24 protein-coding genes are annotated in these 25,088 nt (G+C 57.5%); all 24 read left to right on the top strand.

Annotated features, from left to right (window positions below; genetic code table 11):
• Window positions 1–49: 49 nt before the first annotated feature.
• Window positions 50–1,114 carry a GHMP kinase gene (locus ACQYWX_RS27050; protein WP_216737704.1) on the top strand — a complete coding sequence of 355 codons (1,065 nt, stop codon included), beginning with the start codon at window positions 50–52 and terminating at the stop codon, window positions 1,112–1,114.
• Window positions 1,115–1,174: 60 nt separating this feature from the next.
• Window positions 1,175–1,984 (top strand): glycosyltransferase family 2 protein, encoded by an 810-nt coding sequence (locus ACQYWX_RS27045; protein ID WP_431687003.1) that lies wholly within the window; start codon window positions 1,175–1,177, stop codon window positions 1,982–1,984.
• Between the two features lie 17 nt (window positions 1,985–2,001).
• Window positions 2,002–3,441, top strand: a complete 1,440-nt coding sequence (locus ACQYWX_RS27040) for a class I adenylate-forming enzyme family protein (RefSeq protein WP_431687002.1) — start codon at window positions 2,002–2,004, stop codon at window positions 3,439–3,441.
• Window positions 3,442–3,470: 29 nt separating this feature from the next.
• The gene (locus ACQYWX_RS27035) at window positions 3,471–4,052 is read left to right on the top strand and encodes a chorismate--pyruvate lyase family protein (protein WP_216737701.1); all 582 of its coding nucleotides are present in this window, start codon (window positions 3,471–3,473) and stop codon (window positions 4,050–4,052) included.
• Window positions 4,053–4,126: 74 nt separating this feature from the next.
• Window positions 4,127–4,378, top strand: coding sequence for an acyl carrier protein (locus ACQYWX_RS27030; RefSeq protein WP_431687001.1), 252 nt, complete (start codon window positions 4,127–4,129; stop codon window positions 4,376–4,378).
• 22 nt (window positions 4,379–4,400) lie between these two features.
• Entirely contained in the window at window positions 4,401–5,000 is a 600-nt protein-coding gene (locus ACQYWX_RS27025) for a serine O-acetyltransferase (RefSeq protein WP_279506043.1), read from the top strand.
• Between the two features lie 9 nt (window positions 5,001–5,009).
• Window positions 5,010–5,591, top strand: coding sequence for a serine acetyltransferase (locus tag ACQYWX_RS27020; RefSeq protein ID WP_431687000.1), 582 nt, complete (start codon window positions 5,010–5,012; stop codon window positions 5,589–5,591).
• Complete coding sequence (locus tag ACQYWX_RS27015; protein ID WP_216737699.1) at window positions 5,584–6,429, top strand: sulfotransferase family protein; 846 nt, start codon at window positions 5,584–5,586, stop codon at window positions 6,427–6,429. The genes ACQYWX_RS27020 and ACQYWX_RS27015 overlap by 8 nt, the downstream gene beginning before the upstream one ends.
• Window positions 6,430–6,836: 407 nt before the next feature.
• Window positions 6,837–7,766 carry a hypothetical protein gene (locus tag ACQYWX_RS27010; protein ID WP_216737698.1) on the top strand — a complete coding sequence of 310 codons (930 nt, stop codon included), beginning with the start codon at window positions 6,837–6,839 and terminating at the stop codon, window positions 7,764–7,766.
• Complete coding sequence (locus tag ACQYWX_RS27005) at window positions 7,766–8,455, top strand: hypothetical protein (RefSeq protein ID WP_431686999.1); 690 nt, start codon at window positions 7,766–7,768, stop codon at window positions 8,453–8,455. Before ACQYWX_RS27010 ends, ACQYWX_RS27005 begins: the two co-directional genes overlap by 1 nt.
• Window positions 8,452–9,090, top strand: coding sequence for a hypothetical protein (locus ACQYWX_RS27000; protein ID WP_431686998.1), 639 nt, complete (start codon window positions 8,452–8,454; stop codon window positions 9,088–9,090). Before ACQYWX_RS27005 ends, ACQYWX_RS27000 begins: the two co-directional genes overlap by 4 nt.
• Entirely contained in the window at window positions 9,083–9,454 is a 372-nt protein-coding gene (locus ACQYWX_RS26995) for a general secretion pathway protein GspB (protein WP_431686997.1), read from the top strand. Before ACQYWX_RS27000 ends, ACQYWX_RS26995 begins: the two co-directional genes overlap by 8 nt.
• A gap of 2 nt (window positions 9,455–9,456) precedes the next feature.
• On the top strand, window positions 9,457–11,142 hold the full coding sequence (mshL, locus tag ACQYWX_RS26990) for a pilus (MSHA type) biogenesis protein MshL (RefSeq protein WP_431686996.1): 1,686 nt from the start codon (window positions 9,457–9,459) through the stop codon (window positions 11,140–11,142).
• A gap of 18 nt (window positions 11,143–11,160) precedes the next feature.
• Window positions 11,161–12,009: an ExeA family protein gene (locus ACQYWX_RS26985; protein ID WP_431686995.1), complete on the top strand. Its 849-nt coding sequence runs from the start codon at window positions 11,161–11,163 to the stop codon at window positions 12,007–12,009.
• Window positions 12,006–13,337, top strand: a complete 1,332-nt coding sequence (locus tag ACQYWX_RS26980) for a tetratricopeptide repeat protein (RefSeq protein WP_431686994.1) — start codon at window positions 12,006–12,008, stop codon at window positions 13,335–13,337. The genes ACQYWX_RS26985 and ACQYWX_RS26980 overlap by 4 nt, the downstream gene beginning before the upstream one ends.
• 34 nt (window positions 13,338–13,371) lie before the next feature.
• A complete protein-coding gene (locus ACQYWX_RS26975; protein WP_216737691.1) occupies window positions 13,372–15,108 on the top strand; it encodes a GspE/PulE family protein in 1,737 nt (578 codons plus the stop codon).
• Between the two features lies 1 nt (window position 15,109).
• Complete coding sequence (locus tag ACQYWX_RS26970; RefSeq protein ID WP_279506058.1) at window positions 15,110–16,339, top strand: type II secretion system F family protein; 1,230 nt, start codon at window positions 15,110–15,112, stop codon at window positions 16,337–16,339.
• A 2-nt stretch (window positions 16,340–16,341) separates the two neighbouring features.
• On the top strand, window positions 16,342–16,911 hold the full coding sequence (locus ACQYWX_RS26965) for a hypothetical protein (protein ID WP_431686993.1): 570 nt from the start codon (window positions 16,342–16,344) through the stop codon (window positions 16,909–16,911).
• A gap of 84 nt (window positions 16,912–16,995) precedes the next feature.
• On the top strand, window positions 16,996–17,454 hold the full coding sequence (locus ACQYWX_RS26960) for a type II secretion system protein (RefSeq protein WP_216737688.1): 459 nt from the start codon (window positions 16,996–16,998) through the stop codon (window positions 17,452–17,454).
• A gap of 30 nt (window positions 17,455–17,484) precedes the next feature.
• Complete coding sequence (locus ACQYWX_RS26955; RefSeq protein WP_279506063.1) at window positions 17,485–18,006, top strand: pilus assembly FimT family protein; 522 nt, start codon at window positions 17,485–17,487, stop codon at window positions 18,004–18,006.
• The gene (locus ACQYWX_RS26950) at window positions 17,984–18,487 is read left to right on the top strand and encodes a type IV pilus modification PilV family protein (RefSeq protein WP_431686992.1); all 504 of its coding nucleotides are present in this window, start codon (window positions 17,984–17,986) and stop codon (window positions 18,485–18,487) included. Before ACQYWX_RS26955 ends, ACQYWX_RS26950 begins: the two co-directional genes overlap by 23 nt.
• Before the next feature lie 8 nt (window positions 18,488–18,495).
• Window positions 18,496–19,278 carry a PulJ/GspJ family protein gene (locus tag ACQYWX_RS26945; protein ID WP_431686991.1) on the top strand — a complete coding sequence of 261 codons (783 nt, stop codon included), beginning with the start codon at window positions 18,496–18,498 and terminating at the stop codon, window positions 19,276–19,278.
• Window positions 19,268–19,693: a hypothetical protein gene (locus ACQYWX_RS26940; RefSeq protein WP_216737684.1), complete on the top strand. Its 426-nt coding sequence runs from the start codon at window positions 19,268–19,270 to the stop codon at window positions 19,691–19,693. Before ACQYWX_RS26945 ends, ACQYWX_RS26940 begins: the two co-directional genes overlap by 11 nt.
• 17 nt (window positions 19,694–19,710) lie before the next feature.
• Window positions 19,711–24,732 (top strand): DUF6701 domain-containing protein, encoded by a 5,022-nt coding sequence (locus ACQYWX_RS26935; protein WP_431686990.1) that lies wholly within the window; start codon window positions 19,711–19,713, stop codon window positions 24,730–24,732.
• Window positions 24,733–25,088: the final 356 nt, after the last annotated feature.

Genomic DNA, 25,088 nt, shown 5'->3' with positions numbered 1-25,088 from the left:
GGACGTATTCAAGATGATTAGGTTACAAAACTAGGGAAAGGACTACTTTATGTTTTACCGATCAAAAGCTCCGCTAAGGATCAGCTTCGCCGGAGGCGGCACCGATATCGCCAGCTACTCCGACATATATGGCGGCAATGTTCTGAATGTCACCATAAACAAATACGCATATACCCATCTGGAGTTGCGGGAAGTTCCGCAAATAGAAATCTACTCGCAGGATTTCGAAAGCATCACTCGCATCAAAGCCAACAAGGACCTTCAATTCAATGGCGAGAGCGATCTGGCCAAAGGCGTGATCAAGCGCTTTTACGAAGGTTCCGCCGGTTTACGCATCGTCACCCACAATGACGCCCCGCCAGGGTCCGGTCTGGGCTCTTCGTCAGCCATGGTGGTGTCGTTGATCGGCGCTTTCCGGGAACTCAAAAACCTGGCGTTAAGCCCTTACGACATCGCCCGTCGCGCCTGCGAAATCGAGCGCGGCGATCTGGGGATTCTGGGAGGCATGCAGGATCAGTACGCGAGCGCTTTCGGCGGCTTCAACTTCATGGAGTTCCAGAAAGACCACGTCATCGTCAACTCGTTGCGCATCGACCCCTGGGTTATTCATGAACTCGAATACAACCTGATTCTGGCGTACACCAGAAAGAACCGGTTGTCTTCGCGCATCATCGAGTCTCAGGTCAAGAACGTAGAGCGCAACGACCAGGCGAGCCTGAACGCCATGCACAACCTCAAGGCGCATGCAGTGGAAATGAAAAAAGCGCTGCTAACCGGTCGCCCGGATGAGTTCGGCAAGCTGCTGGATTACGCATGGCAAGAGAAGAAGAAAATGGCGGCGACCATTTCCAACGGTCAACTCGACCAGATTTATGAAGACGCGATTAAAGCCGGCGCCCTGGGCGGTAAAGTCAGCGGCGCGGGCGGCGGCGGCTTCATGATGTTCTATTGTGAGTCCACCCGTAAACGTCGGGTGATGGAAGCGCTGGTGAAAGCCGGCGTGGAAGTGATGTCTTTCAACTTTGAACTATCTGGCGTGCAGTCCTGGCGTAGTTCCCGTGAGCTGCGAACGCCGCAAACGGTGTTCACCAAGGACAAATTTCTGGCTGCGTGATTTACGGGTGGTTAAGTAAACGCCGGAATGGAATAACCCAGCGAAACAAAGGACAGTTCAATGGAAGCGGACATCATATTACGTAAGGTGGATAAGGCGCCCACAGAGGATGCCCAGACGGAAGCTTCGGTTTCCGCGCAAAATAAAAAATTATCTAGCGTATCTGTCGTATTCCCCGCCTATAACGAAGAAACGAATATAGAAATGACGGTCCTGAAGGCGATAGGAGCGTTTAAAAGGCATTTTGAAACCGTAGAGATCATTGTCGTCAACGACGGCAGCTCCGATGGCACGCGGGATATCCTCGAACGCCTGCGCCAGGAGCATGAGGAAGTGCGCCCCATTCACCATGTGCAGAACAAGGGATATGGCGGCGCGGTCAGGACTGGTCTGAAGTCCGGGCGAGGGGATTTTATCTTCTTCTCGGATTCCGATGGCCAGTTCGACCTGGAGGAAGTCGACCTGCTGCTGCGGCACATCAACGAATACGACATCGTGGTGGGTTACCGGGCGCAGCGCGCCGATCCCTGGCATCGCAAGCTGAATGCATACTGTTGGGGAACCCTGGTGCGCTACCTGTTCGGTATTCGGGTGCGGGATATTGATTGCGCCTTCAAGATTTTCCGGCGCGATTTTATCCAGAGCATTCGGATTGAGGCGGAAGGCGCCATGATCAACACGGAGATTCTGGCTCAGGCGGGCATGATGCACTGTACGATCAAGCAAGTGCCCGTGAGTCACTATCCCAGGTTGTCAGGCTCCGCCACCGGCGCCAATCCGTTAGTCATCTTCAAGGCGTTTGTGGAGCTGTTCAATCTCTACGGCAAATTGAAGGCCACCGGCTATAAAGAGCTGCAAACCAAAGCATAGAGTGAAGTCGTAAGCATATGTTATTTGCACGTTTTGTTGAGCAGGCGCAACGGTTTCCCGAAAAGGAAGCCGTTGTCTGGCGCGAGACTTCCTACAGTTATCGCGAAATGATCAGCGCCGCCGTTGGATACGCCCGCGAACTGCGGGCGGCCGGCGTCGGTCCCGGCGAGGCGGTGGCGGCGCTGGTTCCCAACTCCATTTACTTTGTGGCGACCTCGCTGGCGGTCTGGGCCAACGGCTGCGTACTGTTACCGTTAAACGTGGCTTACACGCAGGAGGAAACTGCGTTGTACCTCGACAACGCCCGAGTGCGCTTCGCCTTTGTCGTTCCTGACGCGGAAGCGAAGCTGCCCGCTGAGATGGCCCGTTGCGTGATTGGCTTGGATGACGGGTTGCCAGTGACGGATGAGGCCGCCCCGGAAGTCCGTTATCCAGGAGCGGCGGACGCCGTCATTATGTTCTCGTCAGGCTCCACCGGCGCGCCCAAGCAGGTAGTGCGCACGCAGGCGCAGGTGTTGGCGGAAGTGGAGGGCTCCGCCGTGACGCTGAGCATCACCCATGAAGATGTTATCGCCTGCAGCGTGCCGCTGTTTCACGCTCATGGCTTTGGCAACTGTTTCCTGGCGGCGTTGATGAATGGCGGAACCTTGTTGATTCATCACGGCGAGTTCAATGCGCGAAAAATGATGCGGCTGGTGTCGGAACATCAGGCGACCTTGCTGCCTTCCGTGCCGTTTATGTGCAAAATGATGGCGATGACGCCATTCAGGCAGGCGCCGGATTTGAGCCGATTGCGTTTGGCGTATACGGCTGGAGCGCCGCTGGAGGAAGACATATTCACCGGCTTCCGCGAGGCCTTCGGTATCCCTCTGGGGCAGTTATATGGCTCTACGGAAACTGGCGCCGCGGCGGTGAATGCGCATGTTTCGGCCGCTAACTTTCGCTCCGTCGGCAAGCCGGTGTCTGGCTCCGTTATCCGTTTGATTGACGATGAGGGAGAGCCTGTGGCCGCCGGACAGGAAGGCGAAGTGGTGATCGACTCCCCAGCCATGACCCATGAGTACCGGGGGCTGCCGGAATTAAGTGCGGAAACCTTCCGCAAAGACGGTTACCATACGGGAGACCTGGGGCGGCTGGATGAGGAAGGCAATCTGGTCATCGTTGGACGCAAAAAACTGATGATCAATGTGGCCGGTCACAAAGTCGATCCCGCGGATGTCGAGGAAGTGATCCGGCGTATTCCCGGCGTGTTGGAAGTGGTGGCTTTGGGCAAACCCGACGGGATGTACGGCGAGATGGTCAAGGTGGCGGTGAAGGCCGGCGTCGGCGTCACCAGGGAGATGGTGGCGGCCTGCTGCGCGGAGCGTCTGGCGGCCTACAAAACGCCGAAAATTATCGAATTCGTAGACGAAATTCCAAAGAGTCCTCTGGGCAAAGTGCTCAGGAAGTATCTTTAATCCGCAAAGTTAAGTACAAGGTGGAGAGCATGTTAGATTGTTTTAAAGCAAAGGGATATATTGCTGGCGGCATCATTACCAACAAGCGCGATGAGAGTCTCGACATCGCTGCGATGCCGCCGATTTTGCGGACGCTTCTGGTCACCGACGGCACTGTGACCAAAACACTGGAAGCCTATTATTGGGAGCCGTTGATGGTCGAGCAACTCGGCCAGAGCGAACAGGCGTTGGAAGACGATCTGGAGGAAATGTCCTGCTACAAGGGCGACACCGTATTGCGACGCAACGTCTGCATTCGCGGCGTGGACAGCGGCGACATATACGCCTACGCCACCTCAATCATCAAAACCCAAGACCTTCCCGAGCAAATCAGCGATCAATTACTGCAGGGTAAAATCGGTATTGGCGAGCTGCTGCGGGAAATGGGTCTGGAAACCTATCGTCAGGTCGCGGACATCTACCGTGAAATCAAACAGGAAGTGGTCCCGGGCAGCTCCAGCTATTACTGCGGAGAACTGATCTGCCGCACCTACTATATCTACGTAGGACACAACCCGGTGATCCAGGTGACGGAGAAATTCCCCTACCGCCTGTATATCAAAAAGGGCTGACGCTTCGCCGCGCAGTCCGCAGAAAGGGTTACGGAAACAAAGGCTTAAACGGAAGTGAACATGGAGAAAATAATATGAGCCAATCGGATACGCTAGAACGCTTGAAGTCAGTCGTAGGCGGCGTCACCCGCGTCGATTATGAAGGAGTGGGTCTCGACGAACCCCTGAATCTGGATTCCATTCAGCGCATTTCACTGATTGTGGCGTTGGAGGGAGAGTTCGATATCGAGATCGACAGCGAAAGTCTGGAGCCGGAAACGTTTGACACCTTCGGCGCCATGGCGACCTATGTGGCGGGATGCGTAGCGGAATCCGCCAGCGTCTGAGCAACGGACAGCAAAAGGACTTATGCAAAAGATGGGACTTTTCAGCCTGATCAAGGCGGACGTCAAATTCAAGCAGCAATGGTTTCTCAGCCAGAAAAGCTGGTTTACCCGTAACGTGCGGGTCTTTCTGGAGCCGGGCACCATTGCCGTCATCGTCTATCGTTACGGGAGCTGGGCGCGCACCATCAAGCCCGCTCTGTTGCGCATTCCTCTGTATATTCCCTACGCCCTCGGCAAGGTTCTGGTGGTGCTGGGGTTCGGCATCTACGTTCCCTCCAAGGCTAAAATCGGCCCGGGCTTCGTCATTCACAACTTTTCCAACATCTTCATCAGCGAAGGCGAAATAGGCAGCAACTGCATCGTGTTCCAGGGTGTGACCACGGGGCACCTGCGTGAACAGCCGGAGCCGCCGAAGCTGGGGAACAATGTGTTTCTCGGCGCCGGCGCCAAAGTGTTGGGCAGTGTGAAGATCGGCGATAACGTGGTGGTCGGCGCCAACTCGGTGGTGATCTCCGACGTGCCGGACAACTGTACGGTGATGGGAAACCCCGCCCGCATTATCTCCCGGGAAACCAACTGGATGGCGGAGAAGCGGGAAGGCAAGAAGGTGGTTAATTACTGAAGACGGAACATGATAACGAACATTAAACAGGATGTGAGGCGCAAGGCGGAGCTGCTATACGGCGACGCCTCCATCGCCAATTGTCTGCGCGCATTGCCGCACAGAGGGACGCTCGCGGGGATGGTGTATCGCTTCGGGAGACAGGCGGGCGCCGTTAAATTCAAACCCTTGTCGTTGCTGCTGAAAGTAGCGTACTTCGTTTTGTTTTATCTGGTGCAAATGTTCACCGGCATCAGCATCCAGAGCTACGCGAGGATCGGTAAGGGCATGGTGGTGTGCAATTTTTCCGGCATATTTGTACTGGCGGAGGAGATCGGCGAGAACTTCACCGTGTATGAGGGCGTGACCGTCGGCAATATTCGCGGCAAACCGCGTCTGGCGATCATTGGCGACAACGTCACTCTGGAGCCCGGATGCAAGGTGCTGGGCGACGTCACTATCGGCGATAACGTAGTGGTGCGCGCGAACAGTCTGGTGATCACGGACGTGCCCGCCAACTCGATCGCCATTGGCAATCCTGCGCGTATCGTTCCCATGAAGACTGAGGAAAAAGTGGAAGAGCCCAAGGAGAGGATGGCGCAACATGGCTAAACCATTCAACGTCGACTTTATCGGCATCGGTTCAGGAAAATGCGGGTCCACCTGGTTTTTCGAAAATCTGGTGCAACACCCGGAAATATTCGACGGCAACCCGAAAGAAATTAACTATTTCAGTGACCTGTACGATCAGCATGAATTCGCCTGGTATGAGTCGCAGTTCAAAGGCAGCGATGACCACCTGTTGAAGGGCGAATTCTCAGTGACGTACATGTATCGGCCGGGAACGGCGGAGCGCATACGCCGCCATTTTCCGGAGGCCAAGATCATTGCGATTGTGCGTGATCCGGTGCAGCGCACGTTTTCCGACTACCTACATGCTATCCGCAAAGGCGATATCGCCGGCAGCACCTCTTTCGCGGAGTTTATCCGCAATGAAGAGCACCTGAAGTTCGGCTGCTACACCCAGTACCTGGAGCCTTTTTTTGCGAGCTTCCCCAAGGAGCAGATCAAAATCATCGTGCTGGAGGATTTCAACAAGGATTACGCCAGAGGCTTTCGCGAAGTCTACGAATTCCTCGGCTGCCAGGACGTGAACTTCCTGCCCGAAGGCGTGGAGCAGCGCAGAAATCAGGCGCGTTCCTACCGTTTTCTGTTTCTGGAAAACATTATGGTGCGCACCTATCGAATGCTGGCCAAATCCGGCTACACCCGTCTGACGGAAGTTATCAAGCGCACCGGCGTGCCTGAGCTGCTGAGGCGTTTGAATGTGAGTTCCAAACCGCTGCCGAAAATCGACCCGGACAGCCGGGAAGTGCTCAGCAGCTACTACTCCGGCGAGAAGAAATTCGTCGCCGAATTGACCGGCAGTAATCTGTCGGCCTGGCAGTAAGAACTCTTGTTTGCATCTTCGCCCGTAAGGGCTTTCAAGGGGCGCGGCGGCGCCCCTTTTTTGTTGCGCCGCCGGTGCGCAGGCCTTCGTGGCCGTCTGCAGGCCGCCGGCGAAGCCTAACGTTCTGTGGATAGCGCGCGGTGAAACGGCCATCGCAAGGTGGGTTCACAACGTGTATTCTTCACCTGCCTGAAAGCCCTTAAATGACGTCGCATTTCACGGTTCGTGGCGCCCGGAAAGCGCCGTTTTTGTCAAATCCTTTTTTACACTTTTACATTTGCAACAATAAGTTAGTGGTCTAAGCTGAAGTTATGTAAAAACTAGGATCAGTGTGCCCGTTGTAAGGATACCGGCCGTTAAATATCACTCTGTGATGCGGCTGTCGGCGCTTAAAACGAGGTATTAGATTGCTTTCATGGCTTTCCTTTTCCAAAGGCAAAAAAGGGCTGGTCGGCATTGAAGTAAGGCCGGACGGAATGGCTATCGCTGTCTCGGAGCCGGCCGGCGGGCAATCACAAATCCGCGTCATCGACTATCTGGACGCCCGCGCAGCGCAGCGGGCGGCCGCGCTCAAGGCTTTCGTGAGCGAGCGCAAACTGGAAAAAATGGCCTGCAATCTGGTGTTGCCGCCGGAAATGTACGCCCTGCATCAAATCGAACGTCCCAGCGTTGAGGAAAGCGAACTGCGGGAAGCGGTGCGCTGGAAGGTGAAAGACCTGCTGGATTACGCCATCGACGACGCCATTATCGATGTTTTCGAATATCCCAGCGACGCCCTGCGCGGCAGACCCGCCCAAATCAACGTGGTGACCGCCCGTAAATCCCTGCTGAAAGAACTTATCCGCGTCATCAACGACAGCGGTCTGGTGTTGTCCTCCATCGATATCACGGAACTGGCGCTGCGCAATCTGGCGCAGCCTTTCGAAGAAGACGGCAAGTCTCTCGGTCTGATGATGATGCGGGAAAACACCGGCCTTATGCTGTTAATCAAAAACGGCTCTGTCTACCTGTCCCGTCGTCTCGATGCGGACATGGAAGCGCTGGCCGACCCTGAGCGTAAATCCTGGGTGGGGCAGCAACTGGCGTTGGAAGTGCAGCGCTCCTTTGACTATTTCGAAAGCCAGATGGGCCAGGCGCCCCCCCGCCGACTGATGGCGGGCTCCGTGGTGAATGAGGCGGAGCTTTTGTCGCAGTTGGATGAAGCGCTCGGACTGACCGTGCAGACCTTGCAGGAGGACAAAGTCGGACTGCCGGACGATCAACTCGCGTCGGCCATTCACTGGGTGGCCTGCGGCGGCGCCATGCGCAAAGCCGGCGGGGGAAGGAAAAGCGTCTGATGCAGCAGGTCAACTTATACGTAGAAGAGTTTCGCCCGCGGCGAGATCCGCTCTCCATCCCTGTGATGATCGCCGCTGTAGTGGCGGTGATGGTGTTATGCGGCTGTTACACCGGCTATCTGGTATGGCGCAGCGCCGACGTGACCATGAGCCAGTTAACCGCCGAATCCCGCAAGCAGGCGTTGGGGGTGGAAATAGACAGCATGCGCAAGCAACTTGAGGCTCGCGCCAGAGATACCCGTCTGCAGTCGGACAATGACCGCCTGCGCCTGCAAATGCAGAACACCGAGGCGCTGCTGGCGGCGCTGGAATCCGGCCTGAAAGCGGACGGCGGCGCCATGTCCTACAGTGAACTGATGATCGCTTTGGCGCGGCATCGCCAGGAACCTTTGTGGTTGCAGCGCATTCGGATTCAACAAGGAGGCGAACGTCTGATTTTCAGCGGGACCACTGTGCAACCGGACTTACTTCCCGCTTATCTGCAGGCGCTGGGCGATGAGCCGGCGTTACGCGGTCGCGCCTTCAATATGCTGACCTTGAAGCCGGAACAGGAAAGCGCCAGCGCCCGGTTATTCGAAGTGGACACCTATGTGGAGACGCCTGGGGCGGAAGCGCAGGCGTCCCGTCCTGCGGCGGGCGGCCGTAAGCTGAATCAACCCGTGGTCAGCGCGGGAGGCAAACAGCCATGATGAAGAAATGGATCTCCCAGGTGAACCGCTTCAGCTTGCGGGAAAGAGCCATCCTGCTGGCGACAGTCATTGTCGCGCTGATATTGCTGTACGCCCAGTTCGCCTGGGACCCGCTGTGGCGCAGCAATCGCTCGGCGGAGCAGGCGATCGCCGCCGCCAATCTGGAGCTGCTGGACCTTAGCGCTCAGGCGGACGTGCTGCGCAAGCAATTGGCGCAAGATCCAGACGCCGCGCTGCGTAAAGAGAACGAGCGTTTGCGCAACCAGCTCAACGCCCGCCAGGAACGATTAAAACAAAGTCTTTCCCGGCTGGTGGCCCCGGAAGAAATGCCTGAATTACTGATGGAGCTATTGCGCAAGCATCCCGGTTTGCAAGTGGTCGCCGTCGCCAAGCTGCCGCCGCGGAAAATTCAGCATGGCGAAGGCGAGGCCGCCGCAGTGTTGTTCAGTCACCGGGTAAAAGTAGTGCTCACCGGCGGCTACTTCGACACCCTGCAATACATTCAAAAGATTGAGCGCAATGAATCCCGTCTGCGCATTGTGGACATGGATTACAAGGTGGACGCCTATCCCAGGGCGGAAGTGACGCTGGAATTCGAGACTCTGGGGCTGGATGAGAGGTGGCTGGGTGTTTGACGTAAAGAAATGGTCGCTGGGTCTATTGCTGTTGAGCGTTGCGATGTTTGGCCGCACAGAGAGCTTCCGGCTGCCGGATGGCGAAGTGCTGGCGGACCCCACCCGGCCCATGGGATGGCGCGCGGATGGCCTGGTGGTCAGCGGGGCGCCCAGTCGTCCGGCGATCAGTGTGGATTCGATCCTGTATTCCTCCTCCCGCAAGGTGGCGACGATTAACGGCGTGGCCCTGGCGGAAGGACAACAAACCGGCTCAGTGCGCGTGGTGAAAATCGATGCGCGCAGGGTGTTATTGGACTGGCGCGGTCAGCGCTGGTACGAAAGTGTGCAAGGCGCGTCCCAGGATGCGCTGACTATTCGGAGATAAGAATGAGAAGTCTTTGGCGGACCTTGTTGTCAGTTTGGGTCGGCTTCGGCCTGGCGGCGTGCGCCAGTCAGCCTGCTACGCCCAAGAAGGATGAGCCCGAGCCGCCGCCGACCAGCGCGCAGGCGATCGGGCAGGCGATGCAGGAGGCCGAAGAGACCATGGCGCAGGCGCAGCAGCCCGCGCCTCCGCCGGACGTCATGCAGGCGCTGCTGCCGACCATGCCGGCGGCTGAGACGATGCAGGCGGCGGAGCGCTTTGACATCACCGTCAATAACGCACCGGCCAGAGATTTCTTCATGGGACTGGTGAAAGGCACCGGCTACAACATGGTGGTGCATCCCGCAGTGGAAGGGTCGATTTCCCTGGACCTGAAAAACGTCACCCTGGATGAAGTGATGGAAATCGTCCAGCAGCTCTATGGCTTTGAATACCAGCGCAAGGGCAATCTGTTCAAAGTCCTGCCTGGCGGCGTGCAAACCCGCATTTTTCAGATCAATTACCTGAACGTCAAACGCAAGGGCGCGTCGGACATCATGGTCAGCTCCGGGCAGCTGTCCAACTCTTCGGGCTCTTCTTCCAGCAGCTCCAGCAACAGTAGTAGTAATAACAACAGCAATAATTCCGGCGGCTCCGCCAACGCCGTATTGTCGCGCATTACTACTCAAACGGATTCGGATTTCTGGACCGCCTTGCAGGAGACTTTGATTACGATCGTCGGTAATGAAGAGGGCCGCAAAGTCGTGACGAACGGCGGCGCAGGCATTGTGGTGGTGCGGGCGACGCCGAGTGAACTGACGGCGGTGGAGGAGTATCTAGATAAAGCTCAGCTGATTATGCAGCGGCAGGTGGTTCTGGAAGTAAAAATTCTGGAAGTGGTGCTGAACAAAGGCTTTGAGCAAGGCGTGAACTGGTCCTATTTCGATGAATTCACTTCCAAAGTGGACGCTTCCGGCGATCCCACCAAAAGCCTGACTTTGGGGCAGACTTCCCGAAGCGTCACTAACCCGGGATTTGAGGGCGTCTTCAGCGCAGCGCTGCGCATTAACGACTTCACGACGCTGCTGCAGTTGCTGGGCGAGCAGGGCACAGTGCAGGTGCTGTCCAGCCCGCGCATTTCCACTATCAACAACCAGAAAGCCGTAATCAAGGTAGGGGATGACGAGTTCTTCGTCACGGGTATCGAGACTAACGACGCCACCACCACCAGTGGGACCAGCAACCTTATTTCGGAAGTGGAGATCACGCCGTTTTTCTCCGGCATCGCCCTGGACGTTACGCCACAGATTGGCGAGAACGGCGACGTAACGCTGCATGTGCATCCGACGGTGAGCGACGTAGAGGATCAGACCAAGACCATCTCTCTAGGCTCCAATGATCTGGTGCTGCCGCTGGCGTTCAGTTCCGTGCGGGAGACCGACAGTGTGATCAAGGCCCGTAATGGGCAAGTGGTGGTGATTGGCGGCCTGATTCGCAACATGACGGAAAAAACGCAGGCGAAAGTGCCGCTGTTGGGGGATATCCCGCTGCTGGGGCAGGCGTTCAGACAGAAACGCGATACCGAACTCAAGAGCGAACTGGTGATTCTGATCCGGCCGATTATCGCCGACAGCGAAAGCTACCGTCAGGATCTGCGCGGCAGTCGCCAGCGCATGGAAAAACTGCAACACCGGGCGAGCGAGCAATTCTGACCGGCGAAAGGAGGGCGTATGTACGAAACACATTTCGGATTGCGCGAGGCGCCGTTTTCCCTCACGCCCAATACGCATTTTTATCTGGACGCGTCCACTCACCGTAACGCCTTTGAAACGGTGCGCGCCGCGCTGGAGAGCATGGAAGGCTTTATCAAAGTGGTCGGCGAGGTGGGCACGGGGAAAACTCTGCTGTGCCGCCGCTTGCTGAATTTTCTCGATGGCGATTATGTGTCCGCCTACATCCCCAATCCGCGCCTGTCGCCACAGGACCTGTATCTGGCCCTGGCGGACGAACTGCAGGTGGATCTGGGCGAACTGAATGGCGGTCGCCATCAATTGCTGAAGCTCATCAACGAACAGCTGATCGCCCATTGCGGGGAAGGTCGGCGCGTTGTGCTGGTGATCGACGAAGCGCAGGCGATGCCCGAGCAGACAATCGAGGCATTGCGTTTACTGACCAATCTGGAAACCGAATCGCGAAAGTTGCTGCAAGTCGTGCTGTTCGGTCAGCCGGAACTGGACGTCATGTTGTCGCAGCCGCAACTGCGGCAGCTGAAGCAACGCATCACGTTTCAGGAGTATATCCGTCCGCTGGATAAATATTCGGTGGAGCAATATCTACGGCACCGCCTGATGGCCGCCGGTTACAACGGCGACAGCCTGTTTCGCGCCGACGCCGCCAAGCTCATATTTCGCGGCAGCGGAGGCGTCCCCAGGTTGGTGAACGTATTGGCGCATAAGGCCATGCTCGCCGCTTATGGCGATGGCGATAAAACTGTAGCGCCCGGCCATGTGCGGCGCGCGGTGAAAGATACGGAAAGCGCCCGTCCGCTCCGGTTCGCCTGGCTGGGAGGTTGGGCGTGAGCTTACTCAACGATGTGCTCAGAGATCTGGATAAACGGGAGTCGGCGCCGCGGACGTCAGTGCCTCACAGCCTACAGAAGACGCCCCCCAGCGCGACCCGGCATTGGCCTGGCGTGCTTGCGCTTGTCCTGGTGATGGCGGGACTGGCCGGCGGTTACTGGTGGATGAAAGACCCGTCGGAACCGCCGACGCCAGTGGTGTCTCAGGTGGCGATGGTGAATACGTTGTCGGCGCAGGACGAGAAGCCAAGTCCGCCCGATCACAGGACAGAGACTCCAGCTCCACCAGAAGTGACGGAATTGGATACGCCTGTCGTTGCGGAGGTTGCGCCGCCGATCAGAGAAACGCTGCCGGAACCTGCTTCCCAGCCTGTCGTTGCGACGCCGCAATACGCTCAGGAACCGGCGCGACAAACGCAACCCATACAAGAGCCAGTCGTGATCGTCGAAGACGATCCGCTACTGCCCATGGTGAAGCCGAAAACGTCCCCCAACCCCAAGCAGGAAAGCCCGGTCGTCGGTGAAGCGACGGCGAATAACGCCATGGCTGATACTGAACCCAAGGAGCAAGCCAGCACGGTGACGACTTCTCGCAATACACTGGATACGCCTGCGCCGCTGGCGGTGGGACCGGAACTGGCGCCGGAAAAGCCGGCTACGCCGACACGCCATATAGATATTGTTGCTGCCTCGGCTGAAGAGGTCGCACCTTCTGCCGCCGCCATGAATATCGCGCCCTCGCAAACCCCGGAAGCAATCGCCGCCCGCGCTCTGCAGCAGGCGCGGGAGTCTTATCGCCAGGGAGAGGTTGAGGCGGCTGAACAACGTTTGCGGGAGTTGCTGACGTCGATGCCTGAACATGAAGCCAGCCGTTTTCAGCTGGCGACCTGGTTGATCGGCGCCGGCGATTACGCTCAGGCGCTGCAAGTAATGCAGAGCGTTGACGGCTACAGCAGCGTGGACTTTAAGTTGATGAAAGCGCGCACTCTGGCGGCGACGGGGATGGCGGCGCAGGCCATCGCGCTGCTGGAAAGCGAGGCCCCAAAAGTGGAGGCGGCGCCGGATTACCACAGCCTGTTAGCCGGCCTTTACCAACAGGCGCGTCGTTATGAAGACGCCATCGCTTCTTACGCCGCTCTGATCGAAGCTCACCCCCACAAAGGCGACTGGTGGGCGGGCCTGGGCATCGCTCTGGATCAGACCGGGCGCAGCCAATCCGCATTGCAAGCCTACCGTCAGGCGGTGGGCGATCCGGAATTACAGACGACTCTGGCGCAGTACGCCAGCCGCCGCATCCAGCAGTTGGAGCCGGGCGGCGGAGGCGGCTGACACCGCAAGCGCAGCGGAGAGATAGAGAGTAATTATGGTCGAACCGAAAAAGAAAATACGTTTGGGCGATTTGCTGGTGCAAAACGGCGTCATCACGGAAGAGCAATTGATGACGGCGCTGAGCGAGCAGAAAAAGGCTGGCCGCAAGCTCGGCCGCACCCTGATTGACCTGGGATATATGGACGAGGATAGCCTGCTGCGTTTCCTGTCGCAGCAAATGGGTATTCCTTTCGTGCAACTGCGCCATTATCAGTTCAATCAGGAACTGATCAAACGCTTGCCGGAAACCGCGGCGCGCCGTTTCCGCGCCATCGTGCTGTCGGAAGAAAAAGGCGAGTTATTGGTAGGCATGTCCGATCCTATGGATATCTTCGGCTACGACGAACTGGTGCGCGTGCTGAAACAACCCATGCGCCAGGCGGTTGTACGCGAAAGCGAGCTGCTGGACACGCTGGATCTAGTGTATCGGCGCACGGAGGAAATCGCCAGTATCGCTGGCGAACTGGAAGACGAGCTGGGCGAAGACGCCTTTGACCTGGCGGAACTGGCGGCGGGAGGCGATGACACCGAGGCGCCGGTGGTGCGCCTGCTGCAATCCATATTTGAAGACGCTGTGGTGGCGCGCGCTTCGGATATTCACATCGAGCCGGACGAAAATGTGGTGCGTTTACGCCAGCGTATCGACGGCGTACTGCACGAACAGGTGATGAAGGAAAGGCGCGTCAACGCCGCGTTGGTGTTGCGATTGAAACTGATGTCCGGCCTCAATATTTCCGAAAAACGTCTGCCCCAGGACGGCCGTTTTAACGTGCGGGTGAAAGGCCGCTCCATTGACGTGCGTCTGTCCACCATGCCGGTGCAGTATGGCGAGTCCGTGGTAATGCGTTTGCTGGATCAGACCGAAGGCATGTTGAACCTGGAAGCCACCGGGATGCCGAAAAAGCTGCTGGACAGACTGCGCATTCTGATCAAACGGCCCCATGGCATTCTGCTGGTGACTGGGCCTACCGGTAGCGGTAAAACCACCACGCTGTATGGCGCTTTGACGGAACTGAATCGACCGGAAGTGAAGGTCATCACCGCGGAAGATCCGGTGGAATACCGCCTGCCCCGGGTGACCCAGGTGCAGGTGAATCCTAAAATCGGACTCGACTTCGCGTCAGTGCTGCGCGCGGCGTTGCGGCAAGATCCGGATGTGGTGCTGGTGGGGGAAATGCGGGATCAGGAAACCGCTGAAATCGGATTACGCGCCGCCATGACCGGCCACTTCGTGCTTTCCACATTGCACACTAACGACTCCATCTCCAGCGCCATGCGCCTCATCGATATGGGTGCTGAACCCTATCTGGTGGCGAGCGCGTTGACGGCGGTGGTGGCGCAGCGTCTGGTGAAACGCATTTGCGATAACTGCAAGCAGCCTTATCAGGCCAGTGAACAGGAGAAAATCTGGCTGCACGCCATGACGCAGGAATCCTTGCCCGCGCATTTCTTCAAAGGCGCAGGCTGTTATCAATGCGGCAACTCCGGTTACCGCGGTCGTATCGGGGTCTACGAATTACTGGAAATGAGCGACGCGTTATTGGACGCGCTGCGTAAGAATGACCAAAGCGCTTTTACTCATGCCGCCAGACGCTCGCTGCATTATCGCCCATTGGCGCTGAGTGCGTTGGACTATGCGCGGGAAGGCGTCACCACATTGGATGAAGTGTTCCGCATTTCGGCGTCGCTGGGCGATCTGCCGCACTCACCGAGCCATCTGGAGTTCAGCTGACGTGGCGAATTTTGCATTCAAAGGGCGGGACAGCAAGGGCGCGCTGATCGAAGGCGTGCAGGAGGCCGTCAACCGGGAAGCGCTGGCCAATGAATTGCTGCGCAAAGGCGTGACGCCCACCAGCATTCAGGAGCAGGAAGCGCAAACCGATGTGCTGCTATGGCTGAAAAAACTGCCCATCTTCCGTAAAAAAGTGACGCTGGATGAGCTGGTGATTCTCTGTCGTCAGATGCATGCGCTCAGTCGCGCCGGTATTCCTATTATTCGCGCTATACGCGGGTTGGCGGAGTCCACGCGCTCTGAGACCTTGGCGGAAGTGCTGGACGATGTGGCGCGGCGTCTGGAGGGCGGGGTGAATCTGGCCACCGCTATGCGCGCTCATCCCCGCACCTTCAACGAGTTGTTCGTTTCCATGATTCTGGTGGGAGAAAACACCGGGCAACTGGAAGAGTCATTTCGTCAGCTGGGGGAAAATATCGAGCTGGAGCGGGATACCCGTAAGCGGGTCGCGCAGGCGGTGCGATATCCCATCATGGTGGTGGTGGCGATCACCATCGCGCTGCTGGTGGTTAACTTTTTCGTGATTCCCGCCTTCGCGGGCGTATTCGCCAAGTTCGGCGCCGACCTGCCGCTACCCACCAAGATTTTGGTGGCGACGTCCAACTTTCTGATCAATTACGGCTGGTTTGTGGCGGCGGGGTTGGCGGCGACGATTTACGGATTCATCCGTTGGAAAAAAACGCCTCAGGGCGCCTATCGCTGGGACCGCTTCAAGCTGCGCATTCCTATCGTCGGTCCTTTGTTTGAATTGGTGGCGTTATCCCGGTTCTCCCGCAATTTCTCCATGATGCTGGCGGCGGGGCTGCCGGTGACTTCCGCGCTGACGCTGGTGGCGGAAGCGGTGGACAACAAATATGTGGGCTCCGCTATTGCCGACATGCGCAATGGTATTGAGCGCGGCGACACACTGGTGCGTACGGCGCGGGCCACCAACATGTTCTCGCCATTGGTCATGCAGATGCTGGCGGTGGGAGAAGAAACCGGCTCAGTAGACAGTCTGCTCGTGGAAGTGGCGAATTTCTATGACGAGGAAATCGAATACTCCCTTAAACGACTTGCGGAATCCATTGAGCCCATTCTGTTAGTGGTGATGGGCGTGATGGTGCTGATTCTGGCGCTGGGCGTGTTCCTGCCCATGTGGAGTCTGGGTCAGGCGGCGCTGGGTAAATAAACATGGCGGGACGTTGGCTGAGCCAGTTTCTGCGAGTGGAGATATGGTTGATTGGGGCGCTGATCGCAGTGCTGATAGCGGTTTTTCTGCGCTCCATGGACAACCTGGTGGATAACGCCGGCGAGGTGCGCGCGCAACAATTGAAGACCGCGTTTCTCACCAGCCTGCGGCTGGCTCATACCGCCTGGCTGGCGAATGGAGGGCGCTCAGATTCAGTTGAATTAGGGACGTTGGCGGCGGGATCTGACTTCAGTCCCGAAGATTTTCAGGAGCAGGGCGGCGGCGTATTGAGAATGAACGCGCAAGGGTGGCCGGTAGACGTTGGCGATAGCTATCCCATAGCGGCGGCGATGACGGACGAAAGCTGTCGGCGTTTGTATTCCACACTGCTGTTGCGCCGCAGCGGCGCTACAGAGGCGGCGTTGCGGGAGAAGGTGGAGGCATTGGCGGTAGGAACGGTTTGCGCCTATCAGGTCGGCGTACAGGGGAAGGATTTTTTTTCATTGCTGTATAACGCCGAAAGCGGCGAAGTGAGGCTGTCTATACAACGTAAAAGCGCTGATAACGATTGAAATATTTAACTATTTTACAAACAGAAGAATAACTTGGCGTCTATACTTGATTAAAAGCTTATATGTTCTCGTGGAGGGACAACTATGCAAAAGCGGATAAAGACACAGCAGTCGGGCTTTACGCTGATAGAGCTGGTCATGGTTATCGTTATTCTGGGAATATTGGCGGCGTTTGCGTTGCCGAAATTTGCGAATTTATCTTCACAGGCCGAGGCGGCGACCCGTTCCGGCATAGAGGGCTCAGTGAGGTCGGCATCGGCGATTATTCATGCCGCCTGTCTGGCTACCACGACTTGCGACGACCAGGCTGCAACCAGCACGGTGACTGTAGACGGAACCGCGATTGATGTCGTGTTTGGATATCCGGCTGGCACCGCGACGGGAATAGAAGCCGCATCGCAGGTTGATGGCGGAAATGTCTCTGTCGCCCACTCGGGCGGAACCACTACCGTGACTGTCGCGACCAACTGTACTGTCACTTACGCGCAATCCGCGGCGGCAAATACCGCTCCTGTTATTGGCGGCACAACCACTTGCCCTTGATCGTTACCTTAAGCTGAGTCAGGTCCGTGTGTGAAGGTATTCCGACAGCGATGGGGAGGCAAAACTCTCAATAGCGGTTTCACCATGATCGAAATGATCATGGTGATGATTCTGCTCGGAATCCTTTCGGTTACGGCCATCAGTCTTTTCGCCACACGGGACGCTTATTCGGCCCGTGTGGTCGCTGACCAAATTCTCTCTCAGGCGCGTCTGGCGGAGCAAATCGCCCTTGGACGCCGCGCCGCCACTACTACCACTCTGACTCTTTCACTGTCCGGCTCCGACTTTGCCGGCGTGGTGGCCCAGGGCGGCTATGTTTCACAACGCAATGTCGATGCTTCCGGCGTCAGCATCAACTGGAGCCAGAGTGCGACTACCTCCTGTGCAGGAAGCGCTTTGCCGGCGACCATCACTTTTAATCAGGATGGCGACGTGATCAATCCAGCCACCAGCGGAACCACCAACACGCTTATCTGCGTCAGCGGCGATACGGTTTACCCGATTTGCGTCACCACTTTGGGATACGCCTATGAAGGCTTTTGCGAATCCTGACCGGCAGCATGGCGTCACATTGGTGGAGCTGGTGATCACCATTATCGTGATCGGCATCGCTCTGGTGGCGATCGTCACCGCCATGAGCGGCAGTATCGGCCGCAGCAGCGATGTACTGTTGCGCAATCGCACCATTCAGTTGGCGCAGGCCTATTTGGATGAAATTCTGGGTAAACGTTATGACGAGGCGACTCCCTCCGGCGGTGTTCCGCCAGTGACCAGTTGCAATATCGTCACCGAGGAGGGCAGTCGCGACGAGTACGATGATGTGGACGACTACGATGGCATCGTCAATGAAGCGCCGCGCTCGCAGACCGATGCGGATTTTAATAACTATCCCGGCTATCTGGTGAGCGTGTCGGTGACCTGCGCGGGCGGAGATATTGGCTTGTCGGCGTCGAACGCCAAGCTGGTGAGGGTGACGATAACGCCGCCTTCTGGTCCGGCGATGACCTTTTCCGCCTATCGGGCCAATTTTTGAGGCGTAGTATGAAGACAGGACGCTCTCACGGGTTTACATTGATTGAATTGGTGATGGTCATCGTCATCGTCAGCGTGCTGGCGGTGGGCGTGACCCGTTTTATCACCGCGACCGTGGGAGGTTATGTGGACACGGCGGAACGTCAGCAAATGGCGACGGCGGGGTTGATCGCAGCGGAAAAAATGTCGCGCGCGATCCGTTCTGCGCTGCCCAATTCGGTGCGGGTCGCCAGTGGTTGTATTGAGTTTATTCCCGTGCTCGCCGGCACGGACTACGTCAGCGCTCCCATCTCCAGTCCCGCCGCCAGTATCGATGCGGTGGGCGCTCGTCTGGACAATGCAGTCATTGGGCGGGCGGCTATTTATCCCATTGATCAAGCTGAGCTTTACGATCCGCAGAGCCCAGGTCCGAATTCTTTGTCCGAGGCGCTGGCGCAGCTCCCCACGGGCTCCGATGACGTCACCGTCACTTTATCGGCGAATCACCAGTTTCCCACGGATTCTCCCGCGCGCAGATTATATGTGGTGGGGACGCCGATGGCGTTCTGCCAGTCCGGTACGGCGATCTATCGCTATGTGAATTACGGTTTCAACGCCACACCAGACCTGCCGCCTTCGAGCGGCGCGGTGCAGGAAATGCTGATCAATCTGGTGGCTGCGGGCACGACGGACTTCAATTACACGCCAGCGTCGCTGGTGCGTAATGCCGTGGTGCAAATGAGCTTTCGGGTATCCGATGGCGGGGAAAGTTTCGACATCCAGCAGGAGGTCAACATCCGCAATGTGCCCTGATCGTCGCCTCATGCATCCGATACGTCGCCAGCGACAGGCGGGCCTGGGTTTGCCTGCGGCGTTGTTCGTCATCGTGATTCTGGGGTTATTGGTGGTGGCGATCACTGAGTTGGAGCGTTCCACGGCGGAAGGCGTTTCGATGGACATTCTCTCCACGCGCGCTTTCTATGCGGCGGAAACCGGGGCGCAGGCGGCGTTGGGGCGATTGTTTCCCGCTGGCGGCGCAGATAACAATTGTTCCGTGGGATTTCCAGATTTAAATTTCACCGCAGACGGCCTGACGGGATGTTCCGCGTCGGTGGTGTGCCTGACGGACTCAGCTGGCGGTGATGACTACTTCACCCTGCGTAGCACGGGAAGCTGCGGCGGCGGGGATGAAACCGCCTCGCGCACCATCGAAGTGAGGGCGCACTGATGTTCCGGCTACGTCGGATGCTGCTAACGCTCACGGCGTTGTACTGTTTAAGCGTCGCCAGCGCGAATACGTTTGCCGCCTATGTCGTGGAAACCGTATCCGGCACGGCCTTTGATTCCACCTCGTCGACCGTCACCTGGAATCGGGACAGCTCATTGACTGGTTATCCCCGTGATGACGACTTCCAACTGGTCAATATCGGCTTCACGTTTTACCTGGGACAGACCGGCTACACCCAGGTGCGTATTCTCTCCAACGGCGCACTGCACTTCGGCGCCGATCAGGGGTTTTACAAAGATTACACCAATGAAGCGCTGCCGATCGAAGGCGCTTGCACCGGCACCTGTCCGGGTTATGAAGAACCCGCCGACAGGGCCATCCTGGGATACTGGGACGATCTGGAGCCCTCTCTGGGAGGCAGCGTTACCTACGGAACATCCGGTACTGCGCCCAACCGGCGTTTCGTAGCGTCTTGGAATGGCGTTCCCCGCTATAACGGCTCCGGCACCAGCTACTCCCTCCAGATTGTGCTCTATGAGAACGGCAATGTGTTGTTTCGCTATGGCGCCGGCAACACTAATGGCGCTAGCGCCACTATCGGCATCGAGGTGGATAACTCCGATTACACCCAATACTCCTTTGACACAGTTTCCATCAACGACGCCACAGATTTGCTATGGCGGCGGGAGTTTCCCGCCTTGTCCGCCGCGGCGGCCAGCTGTACGACGCCCAACCAGGTCACGGTGGATTTCGCCGCTCCGGTGTCGCCGGCGCGGGCGGTCGACGTATCCAATTACAGCCTGGACAACGGCGCGTCGGTATTGAGCGCGTCTCTGGTGGACTCAGATACGGTGCTGCTCACCACCAGTTCGTTGAGCCTGGGCGTTACCTATACGCTGCAAACCACCTATCCCACTCAGAGCCTGTCCTTTAGTCTGGACGATCCCACCAGCGCAGATTTTAGCGACGATTTTAGCTCCGGCGGCTACAGCGGCGGCTCTGGAGCCTGGAGCGGCAGCTGGCAGGAAGTGGATGACAACAGCAGCGCGAGTTCTGGCTTTGTTCGGGTTAGCGGAGGCGCAGCCCGCTTTAATGGTTACTTCAGCTTTGGCTATCCCGGGTTATACCGGGAAGTGGATCTTTCGTCCTATTCGTCAGCGACGCTGACCTACAGTTACAGCACCACCAACAATCTGGAAGGTTCGGACAGCTTCGGCGTGGAGGTTTCCGCCAACGGCGGCTCCAGTTATACGGTGGTGGCGTCTTATTCCAATGAGGCGAGCGGAACCGCGACGATTGATCTGACGCCTTATCTTTCCGCCAATACCCGCATTCGCTTCCGCATCAGCAGTAATTACAACAACTACGATGAGTTCATGTACATCGATAATGTGACCATCGCCGCCCGTGGGGCGCCCAGCGCGTGCGGGTTTTCCGCCATCGCCATCTGGCGCATGGAGGATGAGGTCTGGAACGGCTCCGCCGGCGAAGTCAGTGACGCCAGCGGCAACAACCTGAGCGGCCGCGCCTATAACGGCGCGCAGACACTGGATACGGCCCCGGCGATCGCCGGCGATCCCGGCACCTGCGCCTACGCTGAATTTGACGGCAGCTCGCAGTATATCGAGATCGCTGATAACAACCTGCTGGACATTACCAATAACCTGACTGTTAGCGCCTGGGTATACCCCACGCAGATCCCCACTTCGGAACTGAAAACCATTCTTTCCAAAGATGAAAACTACGAGTTCCATATCGATAGTTCCGGGGAGATCTATTGGTGGTGGAACGACAGCAGCGGAACGTCGCGTTCGATCACCACCAGCGGGGCCAATATGGTCGCCAACGCCTGGCGTCATGTGGTCATCACTTATGAAAGCGGGGCGCAAAGAGTCTATGTGGATGGCGTGGTGCGCGGCTCCTCTTCCTATACCGGGACGTTGTTGACCAACTCCGACCCGCTGCAAATCGGACAGGACCAGGGCTACTCCGTGCGCTACTTCAGCGGGCGTATCGACGAAGTGCAGATATACAACAAGACGTTGTCCGCAACAGACGTTGGTGATCTTTATGTCGAAACACACCCCTGTGAGGGCAGCGGCGCCTGTCTTGGAACATTCCCTGACGCCATCTCCAGTCATTCCAGTGGGACCATCAATTTTGGCTATAACTCCCAGGTTATCGATAGTCCCGATAATATCCTGGAAGCAGGAACCGTGACGGTGACCGGCAGCTCCTCGGTGTTGAGTTGCACCTCCACTACCTGCGTGGCTTCCGGCGGCGCCGTGGATACGCTGAATCCGGGAACCTTTCCCGACACCAGCGTCTATGTGACGGATTTGAGTGTGAGCGGGGCAGGCACGCTGGGCGGCTCAACCAATCAATATCGCACGGTCTCCGTCAGCGACGCTTCGGTCATGAATGTGTCGAGCGCCTATTCCGAGTACTTTATCAATCAATTGAGCATTGGCTATCAGGGCAAGGTTAATCTGCAGCCGGGCGACTACTGGATTAACCAGCTTACGTTAGGCAGTGAAGTGGAAATCAATGTGACGGGATCGGGTACGGCGCGTCTTTTCGTTAATCAGCCCTTATCGATTGGTTACCAGGACTATCTGAACGCCCCCGGCGGCTCTTCTTCCAATGTCAGCCGATTGTTGCTGTACGCCTACGGCAATGTGACATTCAGCTCCGCAGTGACATTTTCCGGCGTGCTCTATAGCGCTGGCGATGTGAGTCTGGGTTATCAGAACAAGATCTACGGCGCGATCACGGCGGACGATGTGAGCAGCGCCAGTGATGTCGATGTGACCTACAATTCCGGCAGTGTCTCCGCGTTGGATTATGGCGCGCTGTGCAGCGTTGGCGCCTTGAACCGCTTTATCATCACCACCGGCTCCACCGCCAGCACCTGCCTGCCGCATACGGTGCGCATCGAAGCCCAGGATTCCAGCGGAGCCACCTTATCGACCTACGCTGGCACGGTGGCGCTGAGCACCTCTCGTTCTCGTGGGGTATGGGCGGTGCAGACCGGCGCAGGAACCTTATCGCCGGACCCCGACAGCAGCGACGATGGCTCCGCCGCCTACACATTCTCCGTGGCGGACGCCGGTGTGGCGCAATTGACGCTGAGCAACAATCTGGCGGAGTCGTTGACCCTGACGGCGACGGATGCGGACGCCTCCATCAGCGGCGCAGGCGGCCCGATTCAGTTCCTCGACAATATTCTGTATATCGAGGAGAACGACAGTCTCGATTACGACCTGATTGCGGGACGTCGCCATAATTTCAAAGTCTCCCTGATCGCCAAGGACCCCGATGGAGCAGGGAGTTGTGGACCGGTGGAGGAATACGATGGCGGCGTCAACCTGAAGGCCTGGCTGACGCGCAGTAGCGCTGACCCGGCGGGCGTAGCGCCGCAGATTGTGGGCAATACCACCGCGATGCTTCCTGACAGTCAGCCTGCCAGCGCCAATCTCAACCTCAGCTTCACTAACGGCGAAGCGACCTTTGCATGGGATACGTCCGATGTGGGCGCCTATGTGTTGAATCTGCGAGATGACAGCAGCGGGCTGATTCTGGACGAGTCGGATAATCCTCTGACTATCGCCAGCGACAATGCCTCTGCGCCCTGGATTGTCAGACCGTTCGTCATTCGTGTCGACGCGGTGGGCAATCCCGCTGCGGCTGGACCAAGCGGCGGGGCTTATCGCAAAGCCGGGGCGGATTTTACGCTGAATGTGGGCGGCGTCTTGTATCAGGCGGCGGATGACCTGGATGGCGATGGACAGGCCGATGCTGGCGCGGATCTGTCCGGCAATGGGCTGGCTCCTGCGTTTGGCAATGAAGGGGAAACGGTGCAGCTGTCCGTATCGAGCATTGCGCCGGCGACCAATGGCGCATTGTCTGGAGATTTGAGTCTGCCGGGAGGCTCAACCTTATTCAGCGGCGGCCAGGCCAGCGGCGCTTACCAGTTCAGTGAGGTGGGCGTTATTAATCTGAGCGCCGTCATCGACGACAGTAACTACCTGGGCGCCGGTTCCGCCAGAACCGCGAAAATCAGCGGCGCCAGCGGCGATATCGGACGTTTTTACCCCGCCTATCTGGCGGTGTCCGCTAACACGCCGACATTCACGCCGCCTTGGGCCTGCGCGTTCACCTATCAGGATCAGAGTTTCCCTTATGACGTGAGTCCAGTGTTGACCCTGGTTGGCAAAAACGTTGCGGGGGCCACGACACTGAACTATGACGCGGCCTATTTTAAATTCAGCAACACGTTGCAAAGCAACCGAAGCTACAGCGACGCCAGCGGGCGCAGCTCAACACTCAGCTTTGATAGCAGCGGCGCCTCATTGTCATTAAGCACCGGCGCGGCCTATGACGGCTCTGGTACTTTGTCCCTGTCCGGCGACGTGTTTACCTACCAGAAAACCAACTCACCGCCCCTGGCGGACGACGATCCCTTCGCCGCCAATGTGAATCTGACTTTCGCTGCAGCGGATCTGCAGGACAGCGATGGCGCCTGTTACAAAACCAGCGATGTGGACGCCTGTCTGGATTTCTCCATCACGGGTATCGCTGGAACGGAAATCCGTTATGGTCGTCTGCGCATGGAAAACGCTTATGGGCCGGAAACGTCCAGCCTGGAACTGCCCATGTACATTGAACACTGGAATGGCGCCCGCTTCATCGAGAACGCCTCAGACAGCTGCACCAGCTACAGCAGCAGCCCCGCAACCCTGGCGATGAGCAGTTACAGCGGCAATCTCAACTCCGGCGAAACCCGGGCGGAAGTCGCCGGCAACCCCGGCGCCGGCGGCGCCTTCGCTTCAGCGGTATACCCGGACGGACAGGAGGTCTACCTGACCAGTCCCGGCATCGGCAACGAAGGGACGGTGGGGCTGCGTTACAACACCGATCTATGGCTACGCTTCGACTGGGACGGCGACAACGCCCTCGACAACCCCTCCGCCACCGCCACCTTCGGACAATACCGGGGCCATGACCGTATCATTTACTGGCGTGAAGTAACCCAGTAAAGAAAAAAACGTCCCAACCCGTTCTTATTCTCCACCGTTCGTCCTGAGCCCGTCGAAGGACCTCCCAGAGCGTCAGGCCCTGTCGCTGGTTTTTTTAAGTAAATTTTAGACTGGGTTAACCATTGATACGTCTGTAGTGCATAACGCCCTTCGACAAGCTCAGGGCGAACGGGGTGCATGTTATCAGTGCCCGATTCGCTGGTGTTTCTTGGTTGGTATGGATGTGTGTATTTGACGAGGGGGATTCGGAGGAGGTTCGCGTGCTACGGTTAACTCACCATCGATGCGTGTTCGAACAATAACAGACCACCGCCCCTTAATTTCCCCCGTTCGTTCTGAGCCTGTCGAAGGACTTT

Origin of the sequence: Hahella sp. NBU794 (assembly GCF_050749805.1) — a bacterium.
Classification (GTDB): Bacteria; Pseudomonadota; Gammaproteobacteria; order Pseudomonadales; family Oleiphilaceae; genus Hahella.
This window is presented reverse-complemented; position numbering and strand designations above follow the sequence as displayed.